Origin of the sequence: Xanthomonas sp. 3058 (assembly GCF_014199765.1) — a bacterium.
GTDB classification, from domain to species: Bacteria; Pseudomonadota; Gammaproteobacteria; order Xanthomonadales; family Xanthomonadaceae; genus Xanthomonas; species Xanthomonas campestris_B.
The window spans coordinates 62,699-75,275 of the sequence record NZ_JACHOF010000005.1 but is presented as its reverse complement, the minus strand read 5'-3'; the positions used below and the strand labels follow the sequence as shown (position 1 = coordinate 75,275).

The following is a 12,577-nucleotide window of genomic DNA, read 5'->3' as shown; positions in this document are numbered from 1 at the left end:
CAGATCTGCAGGACAGTGCGACCGAGCAGCGCGCTACTTCTTGCTCGGTCGCTCCCAGCCTTCGATCACGGTCTGACGCGGACGCGTCACGCTGAGCTGGCCTGCGGGTGCATCGCGGGTGATCACCGAGCCCGCGCCGATGGTGGCCATGGCGCCGATCTCGACCGGCGCCACCAACGCGCTGTTGGAGCCAACGAACGCGCCATCGCCGATGGTGGTCTGCGACTTGTTGACGCCATCGTAGTTGCAGGTGATGGTGCCGGCGCCGATGTTGACCTTGCTGCCGATCACCGCATCGCCGAGATAGGTCAGATGGTTGGCCTTGCTGCCCACGCCCATCGTGACTTTCTTGGTCTCGACGAAGTTACCGATATGCACGCCGTCGGCCAGGACGGTGCCGGGACGCAAGCGCGCGAACGGGCCGATCATCACCGCGCCTTCGGTGACCACGCCTTCCAGATCGCAATGCGCACGCACCTGCGTCCCGGCGCCGAGGTCAACGTCGCGCAGTCTCACGAACGGGCCGATCACCACACCATCGCCCAGCGTCACATCGCCTTCCAGAATCACATCGATATCCAGTTGCACATCGCGTCCCACCTGCACCGTGCCGCGCTGCTCCACGCGCGCCGGGTCGGCCATGCGCACGCCTTGCAGGCAAAGCGCACGCGCGGCCCGCAGCTGCCAGGCGCGCTCGAGTTGGGCCAGTTGCCATGGGTCGTTGGCGCCTTCCACGTCCTGCACGTCGCTCACATGCACCATGTCGGCCGGGGTGAAATCCGCCGCGGCGCTGGCAAACACGTCGGTGAGATAGAACTCGCCCTGGGCATTCTCGTTGGACAGACCGGCCAGCCAGCGCCGCAGCGCGGTGGACTCGGCGGTGAGGATGCCGGTGTTGATGGTGCGGATGCGGCGCTGCTCATCATTGGCATCCTTCTGCTCGACGATCGCGGCCACCTTGCCTCCGGCATCGCGCAGGATCCGGCCATAACCGGCGGGGTTGGCCACATCGGCAACCAGTACCGCCATGCGGCCCGGTGCATGCAGCAATTGCAGCAAATCATCGGCCTGGATCAGCGGCACATCGCCGTACAACACCAGCACCGTGGCCGCATCCGGGATGGCAGGCATGGCCTGCTGCACCGCATGCCCGGTGCCCAGTTGCTGACGTTGCTCGGCCCACTGCAGATCGCTCTGCGCGGCGAATGCCGCCTGGACCTGCTCGCCGCCATGCCCGTACACCACATGGATCGCCGCCGGTTGCAGCTGCCGCGCGGTGGCGATCACGTGCGCCAGCATCGGCTGGCCGGCCACCGGCTGCAGCACCTTCGGCAAGGACGAGCGCATGCGCTTGCCCTCGCCTGCGGCCAGGATCACGACGTGCAGAGGCAAGGTCATCGAGACGTTCCAATAACGAATAGAGACGCAAATTCTAGTCGCTGCGCCAGCTCGCGTCGTGACCGGGCCAGTCGTCCAGCCGCGATCACACTTTCGGTGCAACAGCCGCTAGCATGGGCGCCCTCGTCCGCTCACCCCGCACACATGAGTCTGTTCCGCCAAGGCAGCCAATTCATGATCATTGGCGCCCTGCAGTTGGCCGTGGACTGCGGCATCTTCATCGCCGCCACGGCCGCAGGCATGCCGGCGGTGCCGGCCAATCTGCTCGGACGCATCAGCGGCGCAATGCTCGGATTCTGGCTCAACGGCCGCTTTACCTTTGCCCAGGACAACGGGGCAGGCCTGGGCTGGCAGCGCTTCCGACGCTTTGCGGTGATGTGGTTGGCACTGACATTGATCAGCACCTGGCTGCTCTCGGCTACGGTCGATCTGGTCGGCCTGCGCCAGGCCTGGCTGGCCAAACCGCTGGTGGAAGGCGGACTGGCGATCGTGTCGTTTTTCCTGGGCCGGCATGTGGTGTATCGCTGAGCGAGCGCACCGACGCCAGCGCGGTGCCCAGCGACGGTGATGCTGCGTTGAAGCGATCTGTGTCGCCCATGGGCAGATAGACCAGGGGCTTTAGTGCGGCCAACAACACGCCTGCACCGCCGCCAGGCGGCGCGGCCAGTGCCCGGAGCGGCATGTACTCCGGTTCTGCGCACGCATCGTCCGCACCCACATGACGATCGCGCACGACGTCTGGTTGGCCGCTCTCGGACGACGCCCCACTCAGCGGCAGAAATCGCCCAGGCTGCGTACCAAGGCCGCGCGATGCAGCGCATCCAGCTGCCATTGCGCCGCGTAATGGGCTGCGGCGCGCGCGGTGCTGGTCGGACATTGCGGCGCGGAACGGGCCGCCGCGACGTCGGCGAGTGCGTCGAGCAATTCGCCCTGCAATTGATCCAGACGCGTGCGCAGGCTCGCCAGGTCAGGACGCGCCGTATCCGGTGCACGCCCCCGTTCGCGCCAGTGGTTCAACAAGGCGTACTGCACCGATTTGTTGGCCTCGATCTGCGCAGCAAAGAAGCGCGCGGCATCGTCGGCGTCCAGCCCGCGCGCAGAAGCCTGATCGCGCACGCTCTGCAGCACCGCCGCCTCGCGCGTCTGGTCCAGCACTGGCTTGCCGCTGTCCCACTTGCTCAGCGCCACTGCATCGCCGATCGCATTGCGTTGCACGATGCGGTCCAGCAACGGATCCAGCGGCGGCTGGCTGCGCGCCGGCAGCGCACACCCCAGCATCGCCACGGCCAACAGGCCGGTCAGCGCGAAACCACGAAAACCATCGATCTTGCGGGCCATCTGGCGTTCCTTAACGGGCATGCATGAGGTGCCGGACCGCTGGCAAGCAGCGGCACGATGTAAGGCATGCAGTGTGCCTGCTGCCTCGGCGCGTGCGGGCCGCATCACGCACGCGCATCCGCAAAAACGAAAAACGCCGACACGATGGTCGGCGTTTCGATTTCCACACGCGCAGCTGGCCGTGCTTCCAACCCTCGGGGTGCATGCGCCATCCGACGCCCGCATGCCCTGACACTCAGTGCTTGAGAGTGCGACGCAAACGTTCGAGCGCCTGCAACTGCACGGTCGCCTCGGTCAACCGACGCTGTGCTTCCGCCACATCCACCGCGTCGCCACGGTTGGCCAGCAGACGTTCTGCCTCTTCCTTGACCTTGCGCACCGCGGCTTCGTCGATGTCCTGCGCACGCACCGCGGTGTCGACCAGCACGGTCACCACCTGCGGCTGCACTTCCAGGATGCCGCCGGAAATGGCGAAATCCAGCTGCTCGCCGCTGGCGGTGGTGACCACCACCTTGCCCGGCTTCAGGCGGGTGATCAGCGGCGCGTGCTTGGGCGCAATGCCCAGCTCGCCCAGTTCGCCGGTGGCCACGACCAGCGTCGCCTCACCGTGGAAGATTTCCTTCTCGGCGCTGACGATGTCGCAACGAATAGTGCTCATGGTGCCTCACAGTGTGAAGCGGCGATTGGGGATTGGGGATTCGGGATTGGCAACCGCAGCTTCCACTGTGGCCACTCACCTCGTCTCCGCACCCCGCTCACCGCCGTACCAAATCCCGAATCCCGAATGCCAAATCCCGGCTGTTACGCCTTGGCGCTCATCTTGTTGGCTTTCTCGACCGCTTCTTCGATGCTGCCGACCATGTAGAACGCCTGCTCCGGCAGGTGGTCGTATTCGCCGTCGCAGATCGCCTTGAAGCCGCGGATGGTGTCCTTCAGCGAGACGTACTTGCCCGGCGAGCCGGTGAACACTTCGGCCACGTGGAACGGCTGGCTGAAGAAACGCTCGATCTTGCGTGCGCGCGACACCGACTGCTTGTCTTCTTCGCTCAGCTCGTCCATGCCCAGGATCGCGATGATGTCCTTCAGTTCCTTGTACTTCTGCAAGGTCTGCTGCACGCGCTGGGCGGTGTCGTAATGCTCGTGGCCGATCACCAGCGGGTCCATCTGGCGGCTGGTGGAATCCAGCGGATCCACGGCCGGGTAGATGCCCAGCGAGGCGATGTTACGGCTCAGCGTGACGGTGGAATCCAGGTGGGCGAAGGTGGTCGCCGGCGACGGGTCGGTCAGGTCGTCCGCAGGCACGTACACGGCTTGGATCGAGGTGATCGAACCGCTCTTGGTCGAGGTGATGCGTTCCTGCAACACGCCCATTTCTTCGGCCAGGGTCGGCTGGTAGCCCACTGCCGACGGCATACGGCCGAGCAGCGCGGACACTTCGGTACCGGCCAGCGTGTAGCGGTAGATGTTGTCCACGAACAGCAGCACGTCCTTGCCCTTGCCGTTTTCGTCCTTCTCGTCGCGGAAGTACTCGGCCATGGTCAGGCCGGTCAGCGCAACGCGCAGACGGTTGCCCGGCGGCTCGTTCATCTGGCCGTACACCATCGCGACCTTGTCCAGGACGTTGGAGTCCTTCATCTCGTGGTAGAAGTCGTTGCCCTCACGGGTACGCTCGCCCACGCCGGCAAACACGGACAACCCCGAGTGCGCCTTGGCGATGTTGTTGATCAGTTCCATCATGTTGACGGTCTTGCCGACGCCGGCGCCGCCGAACAGGCCGACCTTGCCGCCCTTGGCGAACGGGCACATCAGGTCGATGACCTTGATGCCGGTTTCCAGCAGTTCGGTGCTGGAGGACTGGTCTTCGTACGATGGAGCAGCACGATGGATTTCCCAATGGTCCGAGGCCTGCACGTCGCCGGCTTCGTCGATCGGGCGACCCAGCACGTCCATGATGCGGCCCAGCGTCCCGGCGCCGACCGGCACCGAAATCGCACGCTCGGTGTTGGTGGCCAGCAGGTTGCGCTTCAGGCCGTCGGTGGAGCCGAGCGCAATCGTGCGCACCACGCCATCGCCGAGCTGCTGCTGCACTTCCAGGGTGATTTCGGTGCCTTCGACCTTCAACGCGTGATAGACCTTCGGTACTTCATTGCGCTGGAATTCGACGTCGACGACCGCGCCGATGATCTGAACGATCTTGCCCTGACTCATTTGGATAACTCCACTAATGTCTGTTCGATTCTGGTGTCGGGATTGGGGAAACGGGATTCGGGATTGGGAAGATCAAGTGCCACTGCCTCGACCATTCCCGATTCACCATTCCCTATTCCCGGCTATACGGCGGCCGCGCCGCTGACGATTTCCGAAATTTCCTGGGTGATCGCCGCCTGACGTGCCTTGTTGTAGACCAGTTGCAAGGTGCCGATCATCTTGTTGGCATTGTCGCTGGCGGCCTTCATCGCCACCATGCGCGCGGCATGTTCGGACGCCACGTTTTCCAGCACGGCCTGGTACACCAGCGACTCGATGTAACGCGTCATCACGTGCTCCAGCACGGTCGCGGCATCGGGTTCGTACAGGTAATCCCAATCGTGATGGGCCACTTTATGTTCTGCGGCCGGCAGCGGCAGCAGCTGGTCGAAGCTGGCCTTCTGCGTCATCGTGTTCACGAAGCGGTTGTAGACCAGGTACACGCGGTCCACCTTGCCCTCGACGAACGCGTCCAGCATCACCTTGATCACGCCGATCAGCTGCTCCACCTGCGGGCTGTCGCCCAGGTGGGTCACGCTGCCGACCATGTTGACCTTGATGCGACGGAAGAATGCCGAGGCCTTCTGACCGATGGTCACCACGTCGATCTCGGCGCCCTTGTCCTGCCACGGGCGCACTTCGCCCAGCATCTTGCGGAACAGGTTGTTGTTCAGACCGCCGGCCAGGCCGCGGTCGGAAGAGATCACGATGTAACCAACCCGCTTGATCTGCTCACGCTCGACCAGGAATGGATGCTGGTAGTCGGTGCTGGCCTGCGCCAGATGTCCGATCACCTGCTTCATCGCCTGCGCATACGGACGCGAGGTCTTCATGCGCTCCTGCGCCTTGCGGATCTTGGAGGCCGAGACCATTTCGAGCGCGCGCGTCACCTTGCGGGTGTTCTGCACGCTCTTGATCTTGGTTTTGATTTCGCGTCCGCCTGCCATACTCGCTCGCTTCGCTCGCTTAGTGGGATTCGGGAATCGGGAATCGGGATTGGCTAACGCCTCCCTACCTCACCGCTTCCGAGAACCCCGGATGCCTAACTTCTGGGAATGAGGAGCGAGGATTCGGCATCAGCCAACGCCCCGAACCACCGCTCCTACAAATCCCGAATGCCCAATCCCGACTCCCGGCGCTCTTACCAGCTGCCCGTGGTCTTGAACTCTTCGATGCCCTTCTTGAACGCGGCTTCGATGTCGTTGTCCCAACCGCCGGTGCTGTTGATCTTGGAGATCAGCTCACCCTGGGTGTTGGCGAAGTGCGCATGCAGGCCTTCTTCGAACGCCAGCAGCTTGTTGACCGGCACTTCATCGAGGTAACCCTCGTTGACGGCATAGATCGACAGCGCCTGGTTGGCGATGGACATCGGCGCATACTGCTTCTGCTTCATCAGCTCGGTGACGCGCTGACCGCGCTCGAGCTGCTTGCGGGTGGCTTCGTCCAGGTCCGAGGCGAACTGCGCGAACGCCGCCAGCTCACGGTACTGCGCCAGCGAGATACGGATGCCGCCGGACAGCTTCTTGATGATCTTGGTCTGGGCCGCACCACCGACGCGCGACACCGAGATACCGGCGTTCACGGCCGGACGGATACCGGCGTTGAACAGGTCGGTTTCCAGGAAGATCTGGCCGTCGGTGATCGAGATCACGTTGGTCGGCACGAACGCGGACACGTCGCCGGCCTGCGTTTCGATGATCGGCAGCGCGGTCAGCGAGCCGGTCTTGCCGGTCACCGCACCGTTGGTGAACTTCTCCACGTATTCCTCGGACACGCGCGCGGCGCGCTCCAGCAGGCGGCTATGCAGATAGAACACGTCGCCCGGATAGGCTTCGCGGCCCGGCGGACGCTTGAGCAGCAGCGAGATCTGGCGGTAGGCCACGGCCTGCTTGGACAGATCGTCGTACACGATCAGCGCGTCTTCGCCGCGGTCCATGAAGTATTCGCCCATGGTGCAGCCGGCATACGGGCTGATGTATTGCATCGCCGCCGATTCGGACGCGGTCGCCGCCACCACCACGGTGTGCGCCAGCGCGCCGTTTTCTTCCAGCTTGCGCACGATGTTGGCGACGGTCGAGGCCTTCTGGCCGATCGCCACGTACACGCACTTGATGCCGGTGCCCTTCTGGTTGATCACCGCATCGATCGCCAGCGCGGTCTTGCCGGTCTGGCGGTCGCCGATGACCAGCTCGCGCTGGCCGCGGCCGATCGGGATCATCGCATCGACCGACTTGTAACCGGTCTGCACCGGTTGGTCGACCGACTTACGCCAGATCACGCCGGGCGCAACGCGCTCCACCGGTGCGGTCTGGGTGGCGCCCAGCGGGCCCTTGCCGTCGATCGGCTCGCCCAGCGCGTTGACCACGCGACCCAGCAACTCCGGACCCACCGGCACTTCCAGGATGCGGCCGGTGGTCTTGGCCACGTCGCCTTCGCGCAGGTTCTCGTAATCGCCCAGCACCACGGCGCCGACCGAATCGCGCTCCAGGTTCAGCGCAAGCGCGAAGGTGTTGTTCGGCAGTTCGATCATTTCGCCCTGCATCACGTCGGCCAGGCCGAAGATGCGCACGATGCCGTCGGACACGCTGGTCACGGAGCCTTCGTTGCGCGACTCTGCGGACAGCTTGACCGCATCGATGCGGGTCTTGATCAGGTCGCTGATTTCGGAGGGGTTGAGCGTGGTTGCCATCGTTCAGTCCTAGGTGCCGGCCGCGAGGGCCGTGCGTTTATGTGAATTCAGTGGGCGAGCGAGCTTTGCAGACGCGCGAGCTTGCCCTTCAGCGAGCCGTCGATGACCACGTCGCCGGTGTCGATCACCGCGCCGCCGATCAGCGAAGCATCCACCGCGGTGGTGATGTCCACCTCGCGGCCGAAACGCTTCTTCAGCGCAGCAGCAATCGTGTCGAGCTCTGTCTGGTGCATTGCGGTGGCCGAGGTCACTGTCGCCTTGACGACGTGTTCGGCTTCGGCACGCAGTTGTTCGTACAACCCTGCCACTTCCGGCAGCAGCGACAGCCGCTGCGCATCGGCCAGCACGCCGAGAAAACGCAGGTAGTCGTCGCCAGCCTGCGGCGGAGCGAGCAATGTCACTGCTTCTTCCTGGCGCAAGGCCGGGTTGAGCAGCAGCGCAGCCACGCGCGGGTCGCCGGCCACCTGCGCCGAAAACGCCAGCGCATCGGACCAGGGCGCGAAGGTGCCGCCCTCACGCGCGATCGCAAACGCGGCGCGGCCGTACGGACGGGCAAGTGTGAGGGCCTGACTCATCGATTAAATCTCCGCCGCCAGCTCGTCGAGCAGCGCCTTGTGGGCGTTCGCATCGATTTCGCGCTTGAGCAGCTTCTCGGCACCGCTGACGGCCAGCGCGGACACCTGCTTGCGCAGTTCCTCGCGGGCACGCGTGGCGGACGCGTCGATCTCGGTCTGCGCCAGATCCTTCTGACGGTTGGCTTCGGCAATCGCCTCGTGCTTGGCCGCTTCGATGATCTGGTTGGCGCGCGCGTGGGCCTGGTCGATGATCTCGTTGGCCTTGGTGCGTGCGTCCTTCAGTGCTTCGTTGACCTTTTCCTGCGCCTGCGCCAGATCCTTCTGACTACGATCGGCCGCAGCCAGACCTTCAGCGATCTTTTGCTGACGCTCTTCGATCGCCTTCAGCAGCGGCGGCCAGATTTTGGTCGCGACGATCCAGATCAGACCGGCGAAGGCCAACGCCTGGGCAAAAATGGTAAGGGTGATATCCATGGGTCGCTCAATCGCTCTTTAGGGGTGAAAGCGCCACCGCATGGCGGCGCTTTCCGACCTTCATCCGCGGAGCCAACCGCACGCGGTTGCCTCCACATCCTGCTACCGCTGGATCAGCCGGCAGCCTGCGACAGACGCTCGATGAACACCTGGGCCAGCGGGTTGGCGAAGGCGAACAGCAGGCCGACAGCGACGCTGATGATGAACGCGGCGTCGATCAGGCCGGCGGTGATGAACATACGAACCTGCAGCACCGGGATCAGTTCCGGCTGGCGCGCGGCCGATTCCAGGAACTTGCCAGCCATGATGGCCAGACCGAGGCCGGCACCCAGCGCGGCCAGGCCGATCATGATGCCGACGGCGAGGACGGTGGAGCTCTGGACTTGAGCGAGGTTGGTCAGGACGGCGAGGTACATGGTGATCTCCGAACGAAAGTTTCTAAGGGTGATGGATGAAGCGGGATAAAGCAGATGAAGGGTGCAGCAAACTCAGTGACTGTCTTCGGCAAGGCTCAGATACACGATCGACAGCATCATGAAAATGAAGGCCTGCAGCGGAATCACCAACAGGTGGAACAGCATCCAGCCGAGGCCGAATACGCCGCCAGCGACCATGCCGGCGATGCCCGCACCGCCCAGCACCCAGATCAGCAGGAAGACGATCTCGCCGCCGAACATGTTGCCGAACAGTCGCATCGCCAACGAAATCGGCTTGCTCAGCCACTCGACGATGTTCAGGAGCAGGTTGAACGGCATCATCCACTTGCCGAACGGCGCCGTCAGAAATTCCTTGGTCATGCCGCCCACGCCCTTGGAGCGCAGCGAGAACACGATCATCAGGAAGAACACACTGATCGACATGCCCAAGGTGGCATTGACGTCGGCGGTGGGCACCGGCTTCCAGGCGTGGATGCCGGCCCAACCCAGCGGGATGGCGATGAAATCGGCCGGGATCATCTTGATGAGGTTCATCAACAGGATCCAGAAGAAGATGGTGATCGCAATCGGCGTCACCAGCTTGCTGCTGCCGTGATAGGTGTCCTTGGCCTGCCGGTCGACGAATTCCAGGCAGATTTCCACGAATGCCTGCCACTTGCCCGGCACGCCGGCCGTGGCATTGCGGGTCGCTGTCCAGAACGCCAGCACCATGACCAGGCCCATCAACACGGCCATGACCAGGGTGTCGACGTGGATGGTCCAAAACGTACCGCCACCCTCACGAACCGGATAGATCAGGTTCTGCAAGTGATGCTGGATATAGGAGGTAGGGGTTGCTGCCTCGCCCGCCATGTGTCTGGAGCCCTTATAAGTTCGAATCAACGTCTGGCCAGAGCCAGAACCTGAAAAATCAACCCGATGGCGATACCCGCCAACAGAGCCAGAGGAGGCAGCCGCCACAGGCCGAAACCAAGCGCCAGCGCCACGAAAACCAACACCCACTTCAACACCATCGCCAGAATCAGCCGCACCATGGCAATGCCGGCTGCCTGGATACCGCCGCCTAGCGCGGTCCGTGCTGCCACCCAACCGCCCAGCACCGTCGCAAACCCGGTCAATGCCAGACCGGCAGAGTAACGGGGACCGACCAACAGCAACCCCAGACTGGTTATAGCTACGGCGGCAAGCGGATATACCGCAGCGCGCAGCATCAACCGCCGACCCGCGTCAACGGAGTTCAGCACTACGGTTACCTTACGTGTGGATGAGGGGGAAGCGCAGTTGCGCCTCGTCGAGCCGCGAAAGTATAGCAACGGGACAAATTGCGAGACAACCGGCAAAGGTCGCGGGGTGCTGCGATGCACCATACACGTGCCGCAGCAGCGGGTGGGAACTTTGCCACAAACCGGCTGTCAGAACTTCGCTAGCCTGCACATCCTCGTCGAAAGGTCGTGCCGCAGGCCGCGTCAGGGAGCCCTGGGAGACCAGGGCTCCTGCTTTTTTTACGCATTTTGTCGCACCCTGCGAGCTTCCAGCGATGTCCCGCCCGTGGTCCAATCGCGGCATCGATCCACACGCGCGCCCCCCGTGTGCAAGCGATCACGGCGTCATGCGCACAGAAGACATGGGCAGCATTGGCACGCCTATGTATGGCGGACCATTTTGTCCGATTGCTAAGTTTCCTTCACGCATAACGGACAGAAACTTCACAAATTGACGACATGCGCTTATCGACTATGCGCGGCACAAGCTCGACTGACCAACCATTCCAAGATTCGGAGCCCCCATGAAAAACCTCCTCGCACTGGTGATCCCGTGCGTTCTGGCCGCAGGCTATGCCCTTCCGGCGCACGCTGAAGATACCGACGATCGCTTCCAGATCCGTCTCGGCGCGATGAATGTCGACAACGACAACACGATCCGTGGCAACACACTGGTCGCAGGAAACAATGTGTCGGTCAATGAAGACTTCAAGCTGGGCGGCAAGGAATGGGAGCCGCGCGTGGATGGCGTGTTCCGCATCAGCACCCGTCAACGCCTGATCTTCGATTACTTCAAGTACGACAAGGATCGCCGCGAGACCCTGACCCAGGACGTGAGCGCCGGTGGTTTCACCGTGCCGTCGGGCAGCTTCATCAAGGGTGAACTGAAGTATCAGGTCGCCACGCTGGTGTATGACTATTCGGTCATCGATTCGCCGGAATTCAGCCTGGGCCTGCAGCTCGGTGCCGAATACGCCAAGGTCGAAGCCAACGCGTATGCAGATCTGGGCAGCGTGTTCACCGGCGACGTGCTCGAAGAGAAGGCCGACGGCGTCGCGCCGGTGGTCGGCATCCGTTTCACCGCACGTCCGAGCGAGCATTGGCTGTTCAACGTGCAGGGTCAGTACCTCAACACCAGCTGGGGCAACTTCGACGACTACAAGGGCGATCTGAGCCGCGCCAACGCGATGGCCGAATACCGCTTCACCAAGAACTTCGGCATCTTCGCCGGCTACGACTGGTTCAAGCTCGATGTCGACCAGCGCGGCAGCGATGGCCTGATCGGCCTGAAGCAGGAGTTCAAGGGCCCGGTCGCAGGCGTGACGTTCGCGTTCTGAGTTGCATAGACCGGTTGAACCAAAAGGCCCGCTTTTTGCGGGTCTTTTGTGTTTTGGGGCGTTTGATATGGAAGGCCGTTACGGCGCAGGAAAGAGCTGCGCGGCCACGCAGATGTAATCGGCCAGCGGCATTTCGCCCACAGCGGTACGCCGCTCATCGACGTGTTCCGGATCCTCGATGGGCTTGGGCACCCAGCGGCCCTGCTGCGCGGCCAGCTGACTGCCATAGCGTTGCGGCTTGCCGTTGCCGACAAGGACGCGGTCGGTCAACAGCACTAGAGAGCGTGCCGGAATTTCGCCGCGCGTAACGTGCTGCGCCAGCGTGCTCAATACCTGCTCCTGAAACGCAGGATCGGCATCGGCATGCTGCACCAGCAGCCAGGCTGCAGCGACACCATCGCGCCCCACCTGGGCCGCGCTCGGCAGGCCTTCGTGCTCGGCAACGATGCGGCGGATCTGCGGTAGATGCGCGGCATCCACAGCGGCCATCCTGGTCACGGCCGCTTGCGACCAATCGCCATTGCGGACCAGTTGGTCGGCGCGCTCCATCTCCAGCAGACGCGCGCGTAGCGCCGGATCGGAAGGCGTTGCGAGTTCGGATGCATGCGCTGCCTCGGCACGCGCTTTTGCCTGCCGTTGCGCACGATCGAAGGTTTCGGCCCCCCCGGGCACTTCGCCAACGCAGCGGCCAATTGAGGATCATCCGGTTCTTGCGCGCGGGCGGCAGACACCGCCGCGATGCTGCACAGCATCACCATTCCCAGCATTCCATAGCGCATTGCAGTGTCTCTCCATGCGATCGGCTGCACTGCCTGTCTGA

14 protein-coding genes are annotated in these 12,577 nt (G+C 63.4%); 2 read left to right on the top strand and 12 right to left on the bottom strand.

All coding sequences use genetic code 11. The annotated features are described in order from the left end of the window. Positions 1–33: 33 nt before the first annotated feature. Positions 34–1,398: a bifunctional UDP-N-acetylglucosamine diphosphorylase/glucosamine-1-phosphate N-acetyltransferase GlmU gene (glmU, locus tag GGR61_RS09085; RefSeq protein ID WP_184621191.1), complete on the bottom strand. Its 1,365-nt coding sequence runs from the start codon at positions 1,396–1,398 to the stop codon at positions 34–36. Positions 1,399–1,542: 144 nt separating this feature from the next. Here glmU and GGR61_RS09080 point away from each other — a divergent pair, with 144 nt between their 5' ends. After that, on the top strand, positions 1,543–1,926 hold the full coding sequence (locus tag GGR61_RS09080; RefSeq protein ID WP_184621190.1) for a GtrA family protein: 384 nt from the start codon (positions 1,543–1,545) through the stop codon (positions 1,924–1,926). Positions 1,927–2,166: 240 nt separating this feature from the next. Here GGR61_RS09080 and GGR61_RS09075 read toward each other — a convergent pair whose 3' ends face one another. The 10 genes from GGR61_RS09075 to GGR61_RS09030 form a co-directional block, all read right to left on the bottom strand. After that, positions 2,167–2,736 (bottom strand): chorismate mutase, encoded by a 570-nt coding sequence (locus GGR61_RS09075; protein WP_184409145.1) that lies wholly within the window; start codon positions 2,734–2,736, stop codon positions 2,167–2,169. Between the two features lie 235 nt (positions 2,737–2,971). Continuing rightward, the gene (locus tag GGR61_RS09070; RefSeq protein ID WP_184409146.1) at positions 2,972–3,394 is read right to left on the bottom strand and encodes a F0F1 ATP synthase subunit epsilon; all 423 of its coding nucleotides are present in this window, start codon (positions 3,392–3,394) and stop codon (positions 2,972–2,974) included. A 143-nt stretch (positions 3,395–3,537) separates the two neighbouring features. Continuing rightward, complete coding sequence (gene atpD, locus GGR61_RS09065; protein WP_046963369.1) at positions 3,538–4,944, bottom strand: F0F1 ATP synthase subunit beta; 1,407 nt, start codon at positions 4,942–4,944, stop codon at positions 3,538–3,540. A gap of 122 nt (positions 4,945–5,066) precedes the next feature. Continuing rightward, a complete protein-coding gene (gene atpG, locus GGR61_RS09060) occupies positions 5,067–5,930 on the bottom strand; it encodes a F0F1 ATP synthase subunit gamma (RefSeq protein WP_184621189.1) in 864 nt (287 codons plus the stop codon). Positions 5,931–6,124: 194 nt separating this feature from the next. Next, a complete protein-coding gene (gene atpA / locus GGR61_RS09055; RefSeq protein WP_184409149.1) occupies positions 6,125–7,672 on the bottom strand; it encodes a F0F1 ATP synthase subunit alpha in 1,548 nt (515 codons plus the stop codon). A gap of 47 nt (positions 7,673–7,719) precedes the next feature. Continuing rightward, a complete protein-coding gene (locus tag GGR61_RS09050; RefSeq protein ID WP_184409150.1) occupies positions 7,720–8,247 on the bottom strand; it encodes a F0F1 ATP synthase subunit delta in 528 nt (175 codons plus the stop codon). Between the two features lie 3 nt (positions 8,248–8,250). Then, positions 8,251–8,721, bottom strand: a complete 471-nt coding sequence (locus GGR61_RS09045) for a F0F1 ATP synthase subunit B (RefSeq protein ID WP_184409151.1) — start codon at positions 8,719–8,721, stop codon at positions 8,251–8,253. Positions 8,722–8,834: 113 nt separating this feature from the next. Further along, positions 8,835–9,137: a F0F1 ATP synthase subunit C gene (atpE, locus tag GGR61_RS09040; RefSeq protein WP_002814105.1), complete on the bottom strand. Its 303-nt coding sequence runs from the start codon at positions 9,135–9,137 to the stop codon at positions 8,835–8,837. Between the two features lie 72 nt (positions 9,138–9,209). Further along, positions 9,210–10,010, bottom strand: coding sequence for a F0F1 ATP synthase subunit A (gene atpB, locus GGR61_RS09035; RefSeq protein WP_039421795.1), 801 nt, complete (start codon positions 10,008–10,010; stop codon positions 9,210–9,212). A 26-nt stretch (positions 10,011–10,036) separates the two neighbouring features. Beyond that, positions 10,037–10,402: a hypothetical protein gene (locus GGR61_RS09030; protein WP_016901016.1), complete on the bottom strand. Its 366-nt coding sequence runs from the start codon at positions 10,400–10,402 to the stop codon at positions 10,037–10,039. A 542-nt stretch (positions 10,403–10,944) separates the two neighbouring features. On the opposite strand from GGR61_RS09030, the gene GGR61_RS09025 reads away from it, so the two are divergent. Next, a complete protein-coding gene (locus GGR61_RS09025; RefSeq protein ID WP_184409152.1) occupies positions 10,945–11,757 on the top strand; it encodes a hypothetical protein in 813 nt (270 codons plus the stop codon). Between the two features lie 78 nt (positions 11,758–11,835). Here GGR61_RS09025 and GGR61_RS09020 read toward each other — a convergent pair whose 3' ends face one another. Next, positions 11,836–12,429: a DUF6624 domain-containing protein gene (locus GGR61_RS09020; RefSeq protein WP_184409153.1), complete on the bottom strand. Its 594-nt coding sequence runs from the start codon at positions 12,427–12,429 to the stop codon at positions 11,836–11,838. Positions 12,430–12,577 lie beyond the last annotated feature (148 nt).

What these genes read in the sequence shown, in the direction of transcription:
- GGR61_RS09050 (WP_184409150.1), bottom strand. Translation starts at nt 8,247, where the DNA reads ATGAGTCAGGCCCTCACACTTGCCCGTCCGTACGGCCGCGCCGCGTTT.
- atpD (WP_046963369.1), bottom strand. Translation starts at nt 4,944, where the DNA reads ATGAGTCAGGGCAAGATCGTTCAGATCATCGGCGCGGTCGTCGACGTC.
- atpG (WP_184621189.1), bottom strand. Translation starts at nt 5,930, where the DNA reads ATGGCAGGCGGACGCGAAATCAAAACCAAGATCAAGAGCGTGCAGAAC.
- atpA (WP_184409149.1), bottom strand. Translation starts at nt 7,672, where the DNA reads ATGGCAACCACGCTCAACCCCTCCGAAATCAGCGACCTGATCAAGACC.
- GGR61_RS09045 (WP_184409151.1), bottom strand. Translation starts at nt 8,721, where the DNA reads ATGGATATCACCCTTACCATTTTTGCCCAGGCGTTGGCCTTCGCCGGT.
- GGR61_RS09075 (WP_184409145.1), bottom strand. Translation starts at nt 2,736, where the DNA reads ATGGCCCGCAAGATCGATGGTTTTCGTGGTTTCGCGCTGACCGGCCTG.
- GGR61_RS09080 (WP_184621190.1), top strand. Translation starts at nt 1,543, where the DNA reads ATGAGTCTGTTCCGCCAAGGCAGCCAATTCATGATCATTGGCGCCCTG.
- GGR61_RS09025 (WP_184409152.1), top strand. Translation starts at nt 10,945, where the DNA reads ATGAAAAACCTCCTCGCACTGGTGATCCCGTGCGTTCTGGCCGCAGGC.
- glmU (WP_184621191.1), bottom strand. Translation starts at nt 1,398, where the DNA reads ATGACCTTGCCTCTGCACGTCGTGATCCTGGCCGCAGGCGAGGGCAAG.
- GGR61_RS09070 (WP_184409146.1), bottom strand. Translation starts at nt 3,394, where the DNA reads ATGAGCACTATTCGTTGCGACATCGTCAGCGCCGAGAAGGAAATCTTC.
- atpE (WP_002814105.1), bottom strand. Translation starts at nt 9,137, where the DNA reads ATGTACCTCGCCGTCCTGACCAACCTCGCTCAAGTCCAGAGCTCCACC.
- atpB (WP_039421795.1), bottom strand. Translation starts at nt 10,010, where the DNA reads ATGGCGGGCGAGGCAGCAACCCCTACCTCCTATATCCAGCATCACTTG.